The sequence below is a fragment of the Streptomyces sp. NBC_01217 genome, from assembly GCF_035994185.1.
In the GTDB taxonomy this organism is placed as follows: Bacteria; Actinomycetota; Actinomycetes; order Streptomycetales; family Streptomycetaceae; genus Streptomyces.
The window spans coordinates 5,928,200-5,943,966 of sequence record NZ_CP108538.1 but is presented as its reverse complement, the minus strand read 5'-3'; the positions used below and the strand labels follow the sequence as shown (position 1 = coordinate 5,943,966).

The 15,767-nt window shown below is 70.6% G+C and carries 16 protein-coding genes; 7 read left to right on the top strand and 9 right to left on the bottom strand.

The window, feature by feature from the left end:
* Nucleotides 1–54: 54 nt before the first annotated feature.
* Entirely contained in the window at nt 55–921 is an 867-nt protein-coding gene (locus tag OG507_RS26720) for a PHP domain-containing protein (protein WP_327369712.1), read from the bottom strand.
* Between the two features lie 86 nt (nt 922–1,007).
* Nucleotides 1,008–1,646: a DUF6758 family protein gene (locus OG507_RS26715; RefSeq protein WP_327369711.1), complete on the bottom strand. Its 639-nt coding sequence runs from the start codon at nt 1,644–1,646 to the stop codon at nt 1,008–1,010.
* Between the two features lie 157 nt (nt 1,647–1,803).
* Between OG507_RS26715 and OG507_RS26710 the strand changes: the two genes are divergently transcribed.
* Nucleotides 1,804–3,036: an MFS transporter gene (locus tag OG507_RS26710; protein ID WP_327369710.1), complete on the top strand. Its 1,233-nt coding sequence runs from the start codon at nt 1,804–1,806 to the stop codon at nt 3,034–3,036.
* 102 nt (nt 3,037–3,138) lie between these two features.
* Here OG507_RS26710 and OG507_RS26705 read toward each other — a convergent pair whose 3' ends face one another.
* Nucleotides 3,139–3,723: a suppressor of fused domain protein gene (locus tag OG507_RS26705; RefSeq protein ID WP_327369709.1), complete on the bottom strand. Its 585-nt coding sequence runs from the start codon at nt 3,721–3,723 to the stop codon at nt 3,139–3,141.
* Nucleotides 3,724–4,132: 409 nt separating this feature from the next.
* Here OG507_RS26705 and OG507_RS26700 point away from each other — a divergent pair, with 409 nt between their 5' ends.
* Complete coding sequence (locus OG507_RS26700; RefSeq protein ID WP_327369708.1) at nt 4,133–5,248, top strand: magnesium and cobalt transport protein CorA; 1,116 nt, start codon at nt 4,133–4,135, stop codon at nt 5,246–5,248.
* A 12-nt stretch (nt 5,249–5,260) separates the two neighbouring features.
* Nucleotides 5,261–5,782: a hypothetical protein gene (locus OG507_RS26695; protein ID WP_327369707.1), complete on the top strand. Its 522-nt coding sequence runs from the start codon at nt 5,261–5,263 to the stop codon at nt 5,780–5,782.
* Between the two features lie 30 nt (nt 5,783–5,812).
* Here OG507_RS26695 and OG507_RS26690 read toward each other — a convergent pair whose 3' ends face one another.
* On the bottom strand, nt 5,813–6,580 hold the full coding sequence (locus OG507_RS26690) for a hypothetical protein (protein ID WP_327369706.1): 768 nt from the start codon (nt 6,578–6,580) through the stop codon (nt 5,813–5,815).
* Nucleotides 6,581–6,783: 203 nt separating this feature from the next.
* On the opposite strand from OG507_RS26690, the gene OG507_RS26685 reads away from it, so the two are divergent.
* From OG507_RS26685 to OG507_RS26675, 3 genes are read left to right on the top strand one after another with little or no spacing between them, the layout of a single operon-like run.
* Entirely contained in the window at nt 6,784–8,058 is a 1,275-nt protein-coding gene (locus OG507_RS26685) for a magnesium transporter MgtE N-terminal domain-containing protein (RefSeq protein WP_327369705.1), read from the top strand.
* Complete coding sequence (locus OG507_RS26680; RefSeq protein WP_327369704.1) at nt 8,048–8,605, top strand: DUF1003 domain-containing protein; 558 nt, start codon at nt 8,048–8,050, stop codon at nt 8,603–8,605. Before OG507_RS26685 ends, OG507_RS26680 begins: the two co-directional genes overlap by 11 nt.
* 44 nt (nt 8,606–8,649) lie before the next feature.
* Entirely contained in the window at nt 8,650–9,783 is a 1,134-nt protein-coding gene (locus OG507_RS26675) for an Mrp/NBP35 family ATP-binding protein (protein ID WP_327369703.1), read from the top strand.
* 103 nt (nt 9,784–9,886) lie between these two features.
* Here the strand turns inward: OG507_RS26675 and OG507_RS26670 are convergent, their stop codons facing one another.
* The 5 genes from OG507_RS26670 to sigE form a co-directional block, all read right to left on the bottom strand.
* Nucleotides 9,887–10,546 (bottom strand): hypothetical protein, encoded by a 660-nt coding sequence (locus tag OG507_RS26670; RefSeq protein ID WP_327369702.1) that lies wholly within the window; start codon nt 10,544–10,546, stop codon nt 9,887–9,889.
* Between the two features lie 118 nt (nt 10,547–10,664).
* Nucleotides 10,665–11,150: a sec-independent translocase gene (locus tag OG507_RS26665; protein ID WP_327369701.1), complete on the bottom strand. Its 486-nt coding sequence runs from the start codon at nt 11,148–11,150 to the stop codon at nt 10,665–10,667.
* A gap of 99 nt (nt 11,151–11,249) precedes the next feature.
* Nucleotides 11,250–12,851, bottom strand: a complete 1,602-nt coding sequence (locus tag OG507_RS26660) for a S1C family serine protease (RefSeq protein ID WP_327369700.1) — start codon at nt 12,849–12,851, stop codon at nt 11,250–11,252.
* 111 nt (nt 12,852–12,962) lie between these two features.
* A complete protein-coding gene (locus tag OG507_RS26655) occupies nt 12,963–13,997 on the bottom strand; it encodes a zf-HC2 domain-containing protein (RefSeq protein ID WP_327369699.1) in 1,035 nt (344 codons plus the stop codon).
* Nucleotides 13,994–14,755 carry an RNA polymerase sigma factor SigE gene (gene sigE / locus OG507_RS26650; protein WP_327369698.1) on the bottom strand — a complete coding sequence of 254 codons (762 nt, stop codon included), beginning with the start codon at nt 14,753–14,755 and terminating at the stop codon, nt 13,994–13,996. Before sigE ends, OG507_RS26655 begins: the two co-directional genes overlap by 4 nt.
* Before the next feature lie 181 nt (nt 14,756–14,936).
* Between sigE and OG507_RS26645 the strand changes: the two genes are divergently transcribed.
* Nucleotides 14,937–15,602 carry an O-methyltransferase gene (locus OG507_RS26645; protein ID WP_327369697.1) on the top strand — a complete coding sequence of 222 codons (666 nt, stop codon included), beginning with the start codon at nt 14,937–14,939 and terminating at the stop codon, nt 15,600–15,602.
* Nucleotides 15,603–15,767 lie beyond the last annotated feature (165 nt).

The following is a 15,767-nucleotide window of genomic DNA, read 5'->3' as shown; positions in this document are numbered from 1 at the left end:
AGCCGGGGGCGGCTCCGCACGGGGCTTCACACCCCGGCCACGACGCGTACGGTGTTACGCCGGACAGAATCCGCCGGCGCCCGGCACCGGGAAGGCTCCCGTGGCGCGCCGGGTGATCTCGCCGTAGATCTCGGGGTCGGTGGTGTACTCGCCGAGCCGGACGGTCTTGCGGCTGCCGTGGTAGTCGCTGGACCCGGTGGCGAGCAGCCCCAGTTCCTTGGCGAGCCCGCGCAGCCGGGCCCTGGTCGGCTCGTCATGGTCCATGTGGTCGACCTCGATGCCGTCGAGCCCGGCGGCCGCGAGCTGCGCGATCGACGACTCGGGGACCACCTCACCGCGCTTGACGGCGAGCGGGTGGGCGAAGACGGTGACGCCACCGGCGGCCTTGACCAGCCGGATGGCGTCGAAGGGGTCCAGTTCGTGCTTCTCGGCGTACGCGCGTCCGCCGTTCGCGAGCCACTCGGGCGTGAAGGCGTCGGAGACGGTCTCGACCACGCCCAGCTCGACGAGCGCGGTGGCGATGTGCGGCCTGCCGACCGATCCGTCCCCGGCGATCCTGGCGACCTGCTCCCACTCGACCGGCACGCCGAGCGCCTGGAGCTTGCCCACCATGGTCCGGGCGCGCGGCACCCGGTCGTCCCGCACCAGCTCGCGCTCGCGTGCCAGTTCGGGCTCGTCGGGGTCGAAGAGGTACGCCAGCATGTGCAGGCTCACGCCGTCGATCCGGCAGGAGAGCTCGGCGCCGGTGACGAGGGTGAGCCCCTGCGGCAGGGCGGCGATCGCCTCGGCGTGACCGCGGACGGTGTCGTGGTCGGTGAGGGCGACGACATCGAGGCCCGCGGCCGCGGCGGCCCGCATCAGTTCCGCGGGGCTGTCCGTGCCGTCCGAGGCGGTGGAGTGGGTGTGCAGGTCGATGCGCACGACGCGTACTCCAGTACTCGGGGCCGGACAGGGGGACGTCCAAGGATAACCGGCATTCGAGCGGTGCCCGGCCGGGCACCGGGGCCCTAGCTGAGCAGGCGCGGGGTGAGCGCCCCGCACGGCACGAGCTCCATCTCCCCCCCGGCCTCGCGCAGATCGGCGAGCACCAGCTCGTCGTACATCAGGAGCCCGGACTGCTCGGGCCAGACGATCGCCCAGAGCCAGAGGCCGCGCGCCTCGCCCGCGAAGACCGCGCGGTCCTCGGGGGCTCCCTTGACGTGCCAGAGCGGGGTGGGGCGTCCGGCGGCGAGCATCTTGACGTCCGGCGGGCCGTCGACGTTCAGATACGGGCCGGGGTCGAGGCCGTCGATCCCGGCGTAGCGTGCGCCGAGCCCGACGCCGAGCTCCTCGGTGACCAGCAGCAGCTCGCCGATGCCGCCGACGGGACCGGGGCCGGAGCAGGCGACGACGGTGGCGCGGCCGCCGCTGCGGTCGTCACCCGCGCTCGCCACTCCGGTGAACAGCCAGCCCACCGGCAGCGGCCAGGGCATCCACACGGGGACCTGGGCGCGCTGCACCACCACGCCCAGCGCCTCGACGCTGGGCGGGACGACCGGCTGCAGCGGCTGCACGCTGCCGTGCACCTCGCACCGCCAGGTGTCGGAAAAGAGGCCGGGCGCTCTGACCCGGCCTCCGCACTTCGGGCAACTGGGTTCGCCCCTCATAGCGTCCAACGGTCCTCCAGGACCGTCGCCGCGTCAAGGATGATCACCCGTCCGCAGCGTGGCTCCCACCGGCAGAATTAGATGTAAGTTGCATTCATTAGTCCCTCTAACTTATTCTGTGCATGACGCAACGACCTAGTGGAGAGCGAGAAGAGCCATGCAGGGAGAGGATCCGTTCGATCAGGGAGCGGTCAGCATCCTGCGCCAGCCGAAGGCCGTATGGGCCACGGCGGGCGCCTCTGTTGTCGCATTCATGGGAATCGGCCTGGTGGACCCGATTCTGCCGTCCATCGCCAAGGGCCTGGAGGCGACGCCGAGCCAGGTGTCGCTGCTCTTCACCTCGTACTTCCTGATCACCGCCGTGGCGATGCTCGTCACCGGCTTCGTGTCCAGCCGGATCGGCGGCCGCAAGACGCTGCTGACCGGCCTCGCACTCGTCGTCGTCTTCGCCGCGCTCTCCGGCACCTCCTCGTCCGTCGCCGAACTCGTCGGCTTCCGGGCCGGCTGGGGTCTGGGCAATGCTCTCTTCGTCTCGACCGCACTCGCCGTGATCGTCGGCGCGGCGGCGGGCGGCAGCGCGGCGGCGATCCTGCTCTACGAGTCGGCGCTCGGCCTCGGCATGGCCTGCGGACCGCTGCTCGGCGCCCTCCTCGGCGACGCCAGCTGGCGCTACCCGTTCTTCGGCACGGCCGCGCTGATGGCGATCGGCTTCGTCTGCATCACGGCGTTCCTCAAGGAACAGCCCAGGCCCGCCGAAAAGACCTCGCTGCTCGACCCGGTCAGGGCGCTCGGCCACGGCGGTCTGGCCTCCGTCGCCACCTCAGCGTTCTTCTACAACTACGCGTTCTTCACGATCCTGGCGTTCACCCCGTTCGTGCTGAACATGACGCCGTACAAGTCGGGCGCGGTCTTCTTCGCCTGGGGTCTGCTGCTCGCGGTCTTCTCGGTGCTCGTCGCCCCGCGGCTGCAGAAGCGCTTCGGATCGCTCAAGGTGCTGGGCGCCTCGCTGGTGCTGTTCGCCGTCGACCTCGTGATCCTGGGATACGGCAACCACACCGCCGCCATCGTCTGCACGATCGTCTCCGGCGCCTTCATCGGCATGAACAACACCGTCTACACGGAGCTGGCGCTCGGCGTCTCCGACGCGCCGCGTCCGGTGGCGAGCGCGGGTTACAACTTCGTCCGCTGGTTCGCCGCGGCCGCAGCCCCGTACCTCGCGCCGAAGATCGAGGAGTGGAGCAACATCCACATCCCGTTCGTGGTCGCCGCGATCGCGGCCGTGTTCGGCGCGCTCGTCGTGTGGGTCCGGCGTACGGCGCTGAGCCACGAGGCGCAGGAACTGGAGCCGAAGCACGCCACCGAGGACGGCGTCACGGTCTTCGCCAACTGACCGCGCCACACCCCCCGTTCCGCCCCGCCCGCGGCTCCTCCTCCTGGCCGCGCGGCGGGGTTTCCCGTACGCCTGCCCGGCGTTACGTATGTCTCAGTGCCGTCAGTCCAGCGTCACGGAGCCGCGCAGCGGATCACGCAGATCCGTACCGTGCGAGAGCCACCGCTCCTGGAGCTCCTGCGCGCCCCGGATCCGCTTCCACGCGGCCTCGTTGTGCGTCATCGGCAGCAGAGGCAGGAACCGCACCGGCTCCATGGGCTCGTCCAGTTCGAGGTCCTCGACCAGACCGCCCGACTCGGCGACCAGTACGGAGCTGAACGGCGCCCCGGGCCACAGCGGTTCACCGACGTCCAGCGAGGCGCCGGGCGCCACGACCAACCCCTCGACCTGCGGGGTCGCGGCCAGTACGGCCAGCGGGCGCAGCACCTTGTCGGTGCCGGTGAGTCCGGCGCGCACCGAGAGCACCAGCTCGGCGCGCGGACCCTTCACCGGGTCCGCGAGGGCCGCCGTCGGATCGGCCATCGGCTGTGCGGACATGCCGAGCGTGGCGTAGCGCACCACGTCGCCGTCGACGAAGCGGAGCACCTCGATGCGGTCCGTACCGAGAAACGTCACTGCGGCGCGTGCGTCCGGTTCACCGAGGGCTGTCAGCAGCCGGGCCTCGACCAGAGCAAGAATTTCTCCCATCCCGCGAGCATAGGACGCGTATGGAATGGGCAAAGTAAGGGATTGGCCCTCAGTCGGCTGATAGTCTTGGCCGCTGGTCGGGGCAGCACGCAGAAGCGTCGCTCTCAGCCCCGACGACACGTCATCCCCTACGGGGGACCGGCTGGAGGAGGTGGGGCTGCAATGGATCGAAGTCGACCGTGCAGTACCAACCGCTCTTCCGCTCCTCACCTCTCTTCGGTGATCTGAAGCCTTCTCGGTCAAGGCCCATGGCATTGCGCACGACGGAAGAGCACCCCCTTTTTGCCTGTCTGTAGCGAACGCCGTCATCGCGCCGCTGCGGTGCCGCCCGCTTTGCGGACGTGAGCCCACGTCCCCATTCCGGGCTGTTCCACGTGCCCGACGACGGCCCTCCGTGAAGGAGCCAGCCATGTCGATGATCCGCGACCTGCGCGCAGCCGTGCGCCCGTCCCTGCGCAAGAGCAACGCCCTGCACAACATCTACGACGCCACCCGCGACCCGTCCGCCTCCAGCGCGGTCGTCGACTGCGCGGTCTACCGCGACGGACGGCGCGTGGAGAGCAGCAGCTGCCGCACGCCGCACGAGGCGATGCTCGAAGTCCGCGAGGAGGGCGGCTTCGCCTGGATCGGTCTGCACGAGCCGACCGAGGCGGAATTCGCCGGTATCGCCCGGGAGTTCGGCCTCCACCCGCTCGCCGTCGAGGACGCCGTCCACGCCCACCAGCGGCCGAAGCTGGAGCGTTACGACGACACCCTGTTCACCGTCTTCAAGACCATCCACTACGTCGAGCACGCCGAGCTGACCGCGACCAGCGAGGTCGTGGAGACCGGCGAGGTGATGTGCTTCACCGGCCGGGACTTCGTCATCACCGTCCGGCACGGCGGGCACGGCTCGCTGCGCGCGCTGCGGCACCGGCTGCAGGACGACCCCGAACTGCTCGCCAAGGGCCCCTCCGCGGTCCTGCACTCCATCGCCGACCATGTCGTCGACGGGTACATCGCGGTGGCGGGCGCCGTCCAGGACGACATCGACGAGGTGGAGATCGAGGTCTTCTCCACCCCCGCGAAGAGCAGCCCGCGCGGCTCGGACGCGGGCCGGATCTACCAGCTCAAGCGTGAGGTCCTGGAGTTCAAGCGGGCCGTGTCGCCGCTGCTGCGGCCGATGCAGCTGCTCAGCGAGCGGCCGATGCGGCTGATCGACCCCGACATCCAGAAGTACTTCCGGGACGTCGCCGACCACCTGGCGCGGGTGCACGAGGAGGTCATCGGCTTCGACGAGCTGCTGAACTCGATCCTTCAGGCCAATCTGGCGCAGGCGACCGTCGCGCAGAACGAGGACATGCGCAAGATCACGTCCTGGGCGGCCATCATCGCCGTACCGACGATGATCTGCGGCGTCTACGGCATGAACTTCGAGCACATGCCCGAGCTGGGCTGGAAGTACGGCTACCCGATGGTGCTGGGCGTCATCGGGGTGGTCTGTTTCTCCATCCACCGCACACTCAAGCGCAACGGCTGGCTCTAATAGAGTTGGGGTATGACTGCTGCTGCCGCCGATGTGCCGCTGGGCCGCGCCCTCGTCGAGGAGGCCACCAAGAAGTCCGGCCTCATCTGGGTGCGGGGCACCGGTCCCGCACGGGCGCTGTGGCACGTATGGCACGAGGGTGCGGTGTATCTGGTCGGGGACGGCCCCGGCGAGCAGCCGCTCCCGGCCGGTCTCACCGACGGGTCCGCCGCCGAGGTAACTGTACGCAGCAAGGACAAGGGCGGCCGGCTGATCGCCTGGACGGCCGCCGTGACGGAGCCGGCCCCGCACTCCGAGGAGTGGGAGGCCGCGGTCGCCGAGCTCAAGGGCAAGCGGCTGAACGCACCGGACGCCGAGCGGATGACGGAGCGGTGGGCGCGCGAGTGCCGGGTGCTGCGGCTGGCCCCCGGCGAGTTCTGTACGGAGCTGCCGGACGGCTCGCTGGCCGCGGCGCCACTGCCCACGCCCGCGACCACACGCCGGCCGGTGCCGGCCGGACTGCCCCGGCTGCTGAAGCGCGGACGCAAGGGCTGAGCGGGGGCGGGGCCGCCGCGCGGCCCGCTCTCAGGACGTCGTCTTGGGCAGCTGCTGTCCGTAGTCGACCGTGTCCTCCTTCGCCGGGGCCTGAAGCGGGAAGTCCTTGCCCCAGTCCGACAGCGTCACGATCCCCCCGCCGCCGCCGCGTGCGAAGCGCAGCGGGTACGGAGTGCCCTCCAGCGAGACGTCCAGCGTGCCGCCCTCGCCCTTGCCTCCGGTGATCTGGACCGTACGGCTCGGTCCGACCGAGTCCCGGTCGCCCTTGTTGAGGGTGCCGTGCAGCGTGAGCAGGCCGTCGAGCAGGATCTTCTTCTCCGTGAAGCCGCGCAGCTGCTTGTACGTGGGATCGTCTTCGGGCACCCGCACGTACTTGTCCTGGAGCTTGTCCGCGGCCGCGCCGCCCGCCTTGCTGTCGGCGCCGGACTTCTCCTCATGGCTCCAGAACCCGGAATCCGCCTTCAGATAGAGCTCGTCACCGATCCGCAGCAGCTCGAAGGTGCTGTCCTTCGAGACGACGGAGCCGGCGCCGCCCTTCTCCCTGAGCTGCATATTGAGCCTGTACGTTCCGCCCTTGCTGACCAGCGTCCCGGAGAGGCGCACCGCGTCGGCGGAGTCCGCGGCGGACTGCGCCTTCTTCTCGATCTGCGTGGCGGTGAGTTTGCCGACACCGTTGGTCCCCTTGTCCGGATCCTCGCCCGCGCACGCCGTGAGGGCGGCTGTCAGCCCCGCACAGAGCACTACGGCGAGGGCGGTCCGGCGGCGTCGGACCCGGACGGGCGGGGCGGAAGAGGTCACGGGCGCACTGCCTCTCATCTGCATGGCGGGGGTGGCAGACGGCAGCGTACCCGTGCCGTACACACCCTCCGGCAGAGAGCCGTACGGACGGATCCACCGGGGCGGCCCGGAGCGGTACGGGCTAGCCTGATCCCGTCATAACGGTTAATTAGCTGTCAAACGGACCGGACAGAGAAGTCGTACACGGAAGAAGGAGGCGCACCATGGCGGCAGGCGCCCCCCGGATCTTCGTCTCGCACCTCGCCGGCGTCCCGGTCTTCGACCCCAACGGCGATCAGGTGGGCCGCGTCCGCGACCTGGTCGCGATGCTGCGGGTCGGCGGACGGCCGCCCCGGCTGCTCGGACTGGTCGTCGAGGTGCTCAGCCGGCGCCGGATCTTCCTCCCGATGACCCGGGTGACCGGGATCGAGTCCGGTCAGGTCATCACGACCGGTGTGCTCAACATGCGGCGCTTCGAACAGCGGCCCACCGAACGCCTGGTGCTCGGCGAGTTCCTCGACCGCCGGGTCAGCCTCGTGGAGACCGGCGAGGAGGTCACCGTCCTCGACGTCTCCATCCAGCAGCTCCCGGCCCGCCGCGACTGGGAGATCGACAAGTACTTCGTACGCAAGGGCAAGGGCGGGGCGCTGCGGCGCAAGGGCGAGACCCTGACGGTCGAATGGTCGGCGATCAGCGGGTTCTCGCTGGAGGAGGGCGGGCAGGGCGCCGAGTCCCTGGTCGCCACCTTCGAGCGGCTGCGCCCGACCGATGTGGCCAACGCGCTGCACCATCTGTCGCCGAAGCGGCGGGCCGAGGTCGCCGCCGCGCTCGACGACGACCGGCTCGCCGACGTCCTGGAGGAGCTGCCCGAGGACGACCAGGTGGAGATCATCGGCAAGCTCCAGGAGGAGCGCGCCGCCGATGTCCTGGAGGCCATGGACCCGGACGACGCGGCCGACCTGCTGTCCGAACTCCCCGAGGAGGACAAGGAGCGGCTGCTGACCCTGATGCGGCCGGACGAGGCGGCTGATGTGCGGCGCCTGATGTCGTACGAGGAGCGGACCGCGGGCGGGCTGATGACCACCGAGCCGATCATTCTGCGGCCGGACGCGACGGTCGCCGACGCGCTCGCACGGGTCCGGCAGGCGGACCTGTCCCCGGCGCTCGCCGCCCAGGTCTACGTGTGCCGCTCGCCGGACGAGACACCGACCGGCAAGTACCTGGGCACCGTGCACTTCCAGCGACTGCTGCGGGATCCGCCGTACGCCCTGGTCAGCTCGATCGTCGACAGCGATCTCGTCCCTCTCACGCCGCAGACCCCGCTGCCGGCCGTGACGAGCTATCTGGCCGCGTACAACCTCGTCTCGGTGCCGGTCGTGGACGAGAGCGGATCGCTGCTCGGCGCGGTGACCGTCGACGACGTACTCGACCACCTGCTGCCCGAGGACTGGCGGGAGACCGACTTCCACGGTGAGGAGGAGGTCGCCCGTGGCCGGTGAGGACCGAGCGAAGGGGGCGCCCGCGGGTGCCTCGGGCATCGCGCGCCCGCCCCGGTACCGGCTGGACCAGCCGAAGGACCCGCGACGGCGGCTGCTGCCGGACTACGATCCCGAGGCGTTCGGCCGGTTCTCCGAGCGGATCGCCCGTTTCCTGGGCACCGGACGCTTCATCGTCTGGATGACGCTGGTCATCATCGTCTGGGTGCTGTGGAACATCTTCGCGCCCTCGGACTGGCAGTTCGACCAGTACCCGTTCATCTTCCTGACGCTGATGCTGTCGCTCCAGGCCTCGTACGCGGCCCCGCTGATCCTGCTCGCGCAGAACCGGCAGGACGACCGCGACCGGGTCACCCACGAGCAGGACCGCAAGCAGAACGAGCGCTCCATCGCGGACACCGAGTACCTCACGCGGGAGATCGCATCGCTGCGGATGGGGCTCGGCGAGGTCGCCACCCGCGACTGGATCCGCGACGAACTGGAGGACCTCGTCAAGGACCTGGACGACCGGCGCGCCCTGTTTCCGGCCGAGAGTGACGAAGACCGCTGACGGGGCTACTCGCGCGTAGCGGCAGGCGCCGTAACATCGTCGGTATGGCTACGGAAGACGCGGTGCTTGAGGCACTGGCGACAGTGAACGACCCGGAGATCCACCGTCCGATCACCGAACTCGGCATGGTGAAGTCGGTCGAGATCGACGCTGACGGTGTGGTCGCTGTCACGGTCTATCTCACGGTCTCAGGCTGTCCGATGCGCGAGACGATCACCAAGAACGTTACCGACGCGGTCGCCCGTGTCGAGGGCGTCTCGCGGGTCGACGTCACGCTCGATGTGATGAGCGACGAACAGCGCAAGGAACTCACGTCCTCGCTGCGCGGCGGCACGGCGGAGCGCGAGGTGCCGTTCGCCAAGCCCGGCTCGCTGACCCGGGTCTACGCGGTCGCGTCCGGCAAGGGCGGTGTCGGCAAGTCCTCGGTCACGGTGAACCTGGCGGCCGCGATGGCGGCCGACGGCCTCAAGGTCGGTGTCGTGGACGCGGACATCTACGGGCACAGCGTGCCGCGGATGCTCGGCGCGGACGGCAAGCCGACCCAGGTCGAGAACATGATCATGCCGCCGTCGGCGCACGGCGTGAAGGTGATCTCCATCGGCATGTTCACCCCGGGCAACGCCCCGGTGGTGTGGCGCGGGCCGATGCTGCACCGCGCGCTCCAGCAGTTCCTCGCCGATGTGTACTGGGGCGACCTGGACGTCCTGCTGCTCGACCTGCCGCCGGGCACCGGTGACATCGCGATCTCGGTGGCGCAGCTCGTGCCGAACGCGGAGATCCTGGTCGTCACGACCCCGCAGCAGGCGGCGGCCGAGGTCGCCGAGCGGGCCGGTTCGATCGCCGTGCAGACCCACCAGAAGATCGTCGGCGTCGTCGAGAACATGTCGGGCCTGCCGTGTCCGCACTGCGACGAGATGGTCGACGTGTTCGGTACCGGCGGCGGCCAGAAGGTCGCCGAGGGGCTGACGAAGACGGTCGGCGCGGAGGTGCCGGTGCTCGGCTCCATCCCGATCGACGTACGGCTGCGCGAGGGTGGCGACGAGGGCAAGCCGGTCGTCCTGTCCGACCCCGACTCCCCGGCCGGCAAGGCGCTGCGCACCATCGCGGACAAGCTGGGGGGCCGTCAGCGCGGCCTGTCCGGCATGTCGCTGGGCATCACCCCGCGCAACAAGTTCTGAGCGGGCGGCAGGAACCACGGAAGGCGGCGGGGCCCTGCTCAAGGTCTCCTCAACCGCCGGACGGGCCTGAACCTCGGGCCCGTCCGGCGGGATTTTTTTCCCGCTACGCGTACGTCGCGATGTCGTCGATCACCGAGAACCCCAGCCCGTAGGCGCTCATCCCGCGCCCGTACGCCCCGATGTGCACCCCGTCGTGCGCCGACCCCGCCAGCACCCAGCCGAACTCGGACTCGCGGTAGTGGAACGGCACCGGGACGCCGTCCACCGGCAGTGACAGCGCCGACCACGCGGGACCGGCCAGATCGTCGGCGAGTTCGAACGCCGTCTCCGTCTGCTGGTCCAGCCAGTCGTCACGCAGGGTGTGATCCATCTGCGGGGGCCAGGTGCAGGCCAGCAGCCCCGACCCGGCCAGCCAGGCCGCGGAGGAGACCGTGTTCGCGTCCAGCACGCCCGTGCCGTCGCCGCTGCGCCGCACCGGGCTGCTTGCCACCGTCACGACAACGGCGAACCGTTGCTTCTCGGCACCCGAGTCGGCCCGTACCGAAGGCTCGTCGCCGTGCCCGATGGAACCGTGCTGCACCGTGCCGTCCGCCGCGGTGCCCACCTGCATCAGCCAGCGAGGCCCGGTGAAGGCCCCGTCCAGTCCGTACCAGGGAAACGGGGCCGCCAGATAACCGTCGACAATACGCCGGGCCGCCGGCACTCCCTCTGCGGTGGCTGTGCTCGACGCGTCTTCCGCGCCCACCCGACTGGTCGTCTCCATCTGCCCGGCCGCCTCCTCGATCCTTGGGGTCCGGAGCGGCCCGCCCCCCACGGGCGTCCTCACAACCGGACAGATGGAGAATAGCCATACCGTCCGGACGAGTCGGGATTGACCGGTGTCAGGTGGCGTCTGCGTCAAACGGCGGACGGTCGTCCTTCGCGGGCTGTGCACGCTTCTTGAGCAGGTCCGGAGTGCCTGCGGAGCCACTGGCCGCGATGGCCGCCGAGCCGCTGGACACGCCGCTGCGGGACTCCGCGGACTCCACGGCCGCGCTCTCCCGGCCGTTCACCGCGTCGGTGACCTCGGCCAGGTCCTTGCGCAGGTCGAAGCTCTCGCGGATCTCCTTCAGCCCCAGGTCGTCATTGCCGTCCATGAGCTGCTTGCGGAGATACGTCTTGGGGTTGAGGTCCTCGAACTCGAAGTCCTTGAACTCCGGGCCCAGCTCCGTACGGATGTCCTCCTTGGCGCTCTCCGAGAACTCACGGATCTTGCGGATGAAGCGCGAGGCGTCCTGGATAACCTTGGGCAGCTTGTCCGGGCCGAAGATCAGCACACCCAGGATCGCGAGCGTCACCAGCTCAAGTGCGCCTATGTCATTGAACACCCTGTTGCTCCTCGTGTTCTCCGAGACCGTGTCGGTCGAGGTCCGGACCCGGCCCACGGTACCCGGCGAAACTGTCCACGCGGTAGCGTCCCGTGGCTGTCACGTGCCGGTTGCCGAACCGAGCGTCAAAGAGATGGACAGGTCTTTACCACCGCGGGTCAGACCGAGGTCCAGACGGTCTCCGGGCCGGTGTGCGCGGATCTTCACGATCAGCTCCTCACCGCTGTGCACCCGCCGGCCGTCGACCTCGGTGATGACGTCGCCCGGCTTGATCCCGGCCTTGGCGCCCGGCCCGCCGGGCGTCACCGCGGGCTTGCCGGCCGCACCCTTCGCGCCGACCCTGGCGCCGTCCCCGGCGTACTCCATGTCCAGGGTGACGCCGATCACCGGGTGGGTGGCCTTCCCGGTGTTGATCAGCTCCTCGGCGACCCGCTTGCCCTGGTTGATCGGGATGGCGAAGCCGAGGCCGATGGAGCCCGCCTGGGCGCCCTCGGCGGCCGAACCGCTGTCGGCGGCCCGGATGGCGCTGTTGATGCCTATGACATGGGCCTCGGTGTCGACGAGCGGGCCGCCGGAGTTGCCCGGGTTGATCGGGGCGTCGGTCTGCAGCGCGTCGACATAGCTGATGTCGCTGCCGTCACCCTTCTCGCCGCCCGCGGTGATCGGCCGGTCCTTGGCGCTGATGATGCCGGAGGTCACGGTGTTGGACAGGTCGAAGGGTGCGCCGATGGCCACCACGGGGTCGCCGACCCGCACATTGTCGGAGTTGCCCAGCGGCAGCGGCTTGAGGCCGGAGACGCCGGTGACCTTGACCACGGCGAGGTCGTAGCCGCTGTCCTTGCCGACGACCTCGGCGCGCGCGGTCTCGCCGCCGCTGAACGTCACGGTGATGTCGCCGGAGGACCCGGCCGGGGCGACGACATGGTTGTTGGTGAGGATGTGGCCGGAGTCGTCGAGCACGAAGCCGGTGCCGGTGCCGGATTCGGTGGTGCCGCTGACGTGCAGCGTGACCACGCTGGGTAGGGCGCTGGCGGCGATGCCCGCGACGCTGTCGGGGGCGCGGCCGGCGTCGTTCCGCCCGGTCTGCGAAAGCTCGACCCGGGTGAGGCCGCCGTTGCGCTCGATGTACGCCCCGATGCCGCCGCCGATGCCGCCCGCCACCAGGGCGAGCAGCAGCGCGCCGACGAGGAGGGAGCCGCGGCGGTTCTTCCTGCGGCCGCCGTCGGCGCCGAGCGGCGGGCCGGGGCTGGTCAGCGGCTGCCGGGGCGCACCCCAGGGATCGTACTGGAGCCACTGCGCCGGCTGGGCCTGCGGGGGCTGAGGCTGGGGTTGTGGCTGGAGCGGCTGGGGCTGGAGCGGCTGCTGTGGTTGTGGCTGCTGTGGCACGAGGGGCGGGGGCGGGGGTGTCAGGCCTGCGCCGTTCGTCCCCGTGTACTGCGGGGGTACGGGGGTGCCGTGGGCCGGGGTCGGGACCGGTCGCTGTACGGGGGGTGCGGGCGCCCACGGGCCGGGTCCGCCGTACGGCGGGGTGCTGTACTGATCGGGCTCGTGCAGAGGTGCCACGGGCTGCGTGGCCGGTACGGGGGCCGCGGGCTCGGGTGCGGGCGGGGACGGCTCGTCCGGTGCCGTGCGGGTGGTGCCTCCCGGCGTGGGCCTGCTCCACCACTTCGCCTTCGGCTCCGTGGACTTCCCGTCTTCCATGCTCTCCCCGCAACTGCCGCAACCGGCCTCTGCACGCCCCGGGAGGGGCGCCCCTCCCGGAACTCCTGCCCGGAATTCAACCAGGTCTGCGAATCTCTGCGCAGACCCCGGTCAGCGCCGGTAGGAAAGCGGCAGACCCCGGTCGTCGGGGGTGGGGAGGGCCGAGACCGACGAGGACGTCAAGGACGGCGCCACGGAGGGAACCGGAGGCGGCGGCGGGGCGAGTCGCCCGAGCACATGGGCGAAGAGCGGGGTGGTGCCGATCGGACGTATCAGCGGTGGCGCGGACACATTGGACAGGACCTGAACCGCGAAGGTGTTTCCGGAGACATTTCCACTGGAGCCGAACCCTCCGGTGGAGGGCGGCGCGAGAGCCGTGGACGGCGCCGACGGTGTGACCCCCGGCGCGGGTGACGGCGGCGCGGCGGCGACGGCCGAGCGGTCGCCCGCCTCCGTCGCGGTGGCTCTGCCCTGGCCGCCGCCGTTGCGACGGCTCACCGAGCTGCCGCTCTCGCCGCGGGACGCGGTGTCGAGCGGGGTCACCGCGTTTCCGGCGCCTCCGGCGCGGGCCGGGGAGCCGCCGCCCGCAGTGGTCGGCAGGGCACCGCCCAGCGCGATGGCCGCCAGCGACACGGCGCTGGCGGCTGCGAAGGCGAACCTCCGGCCGCGCCACGGCGACCGGTCCGCCTCACGGCCCACCTCATGGATACGGAAGCCGGAACGGGAGGAGCCGCCCGGCAGTACGGCGGCCGAGCCGTGCGGATCCGGCAAAAAGCCGAACCCCCCGAGCGACGCACTGCCCGGCGGTTCCGTGCGGCCGGCGGACGGCTGGATCATGGGGAAGAGCCCGTCGGCGAAACGCCCGGAGCCGCCGAACGGTCTCCCCCGGTCGTCGTCGTCACCCCCCGGTCCCCCGGGAAGGCCCTGCAGCCGGGCGAGGAACCCCTCGGACGGCGAAGGCGGGGCGGACTGCGCGAAGACACTCTTCAGGCGCCTCTGGGCGGCAGCCTCGGCCTTGCACTTGGCGCAGGTCGCGAGGTGGGCGAGGACCCGCTCGCGGGTGTCGTGTTTCAGCTCGCCGTCGACAAGCGCGGCGAGCCGGTCCCCCAGGTGCTGTTCCGCAGGGGTCGGAGCTGTGCTGCTCACGCCGTACCGCCCTCCGCCGCCAGGATCGCGCCCGCCAGCGAGCGCTGCTCGGCACGAGCCTCGGGCGAACGGTGCTGCAGCGCCTTGCGCAGATGCGAGCGACCGCGGTGGATGCGGCTGCGCACGGTGCCGAGCTTCACGCCGAGCGTCGCGGCGATCTCCTCGTACGAAAGGCCCTCGATGTCACAGAGCACGACAGCGGCACGGAATTCGGGCGCGAGAGTGTCCAGCGCCTGCTGCACATCCGCGTCGAAGTGGGTGTCGTTGAAGGCCTGCTGCGGGGACGGCTCACGGCTCGGCAGCCGCTCGGCGGCGTCGTCACCGAGGGAGTCGAAGCGGATCCGCTGCTTACGACGGACCATGTCCAGGAACAGGTTGGTCGTGATGCGGTGCAGCCAGCCCTCGAAGGTGCCAGGCGTATAGGTCGACAGCGACCGGAACACGCGCACGAAGACCTCCTGGGTGAGGTCCTCCGCATCGTGCTGGTTGCCCGTCAGCCGGTAGGCGAGGCGATAGACACGGCCGCTGTGCGTGCTGACGATCTCTTCCCATGAGGGCGGCGTCCACGCCTGGGAGTCCGCATCTGAGGCGAAGGTCGCAGTCGGTGCGGAATCGTTGGAAGAACGGTCAGCGATGTCGGTCACGGATTTCGGCTCACCCGCCGACCTGAGGAAGCGCCGCAGCACTCCTCTCCGATCCACAGGCGCAGCCGCACCTCCCCTATCGGCTCTGGTGGTGTCCAGTGGAGCCCCTACCATAGCCACCTCGCCCGTTAGCTCCGGATAAGCCTTTTTCCTGCTGGGGCCGGGGATCACCCCGGAACCGCCGGCCCATGGCTCCCGGACCCGATCTGCGGGCCGAATCCACGGGCTCTCCCCTGTCTCTCCATAACGCCCGGTCCCATCTGCGGGTTCCCGGGTACAGCGGATACAGTCACCGTTGCGCCAACTACGGGGACAGGAGAGGGTCATTACCGCCAACCGGCAGACGAGCTGGGCGTTCGCCGACGCCTTTGTCGCCGAGGACGAAGCTTTGCGCTGGGCCCGGGACCGGGCCCGGGCGGCAGGGCTCCGCTCGGTGTCACCAGGCACCGGCGCCGCGCTGCGCCTGCTCGCTGCCACGACGGACGCCAAAGCGGTGGCCGAGATCGGCACCGGGACCGGGGTGTCCGGACTCTATCTGCTGCACGGAATGCGGCCGGACGGCGTACTGACCACGGTCGACCCGGAGCCCGAGCGCCAGCAGTTCGCCCGTGAGGCGTTCCGGGCCGCGGGGTTCGCCGCCAATCGGGCCCGCTTCATTCCCGGCCGCGCCCTGGACGTACTGCCGCGGCTCGCGGACGGCGGATACGACCTCGTGTTCTGCGACGGCGACCGGCTGGAGAGCCTGGACTGCCTCGCTGAATCGTTGCGCCTGCTGCGGCCGGGCGGCCTGGTCTGCTTCGAGGGCGTCTTCGCCGACGGCCGTACGGTCGACTCCGCCGCACAGCCCGCGGAGGTGCTGCGGCTGCGGGAGCTGCTGCGTGCGGTGCGGGAGAGTCAGGAGCTGATGGCGACGTTGCTGCCGGTGGGCGACGGGTTGCTGTGCGCGGTGCGCAGGGGCTGACGCCCCGGGGGGCGGAGCTTGCCCCGTGACCCGTGTGCCGTGACCCGTGTGCGGGGCGTCCGAGGGTGTCCTCAATCGCCGGACGGGCTTGATTTTGGTGCCGGGCTTGATTTTGGTGTCCGGGTGGACGCATCACTGCCCCGGCACGGGCACCGTGCCGGGGCA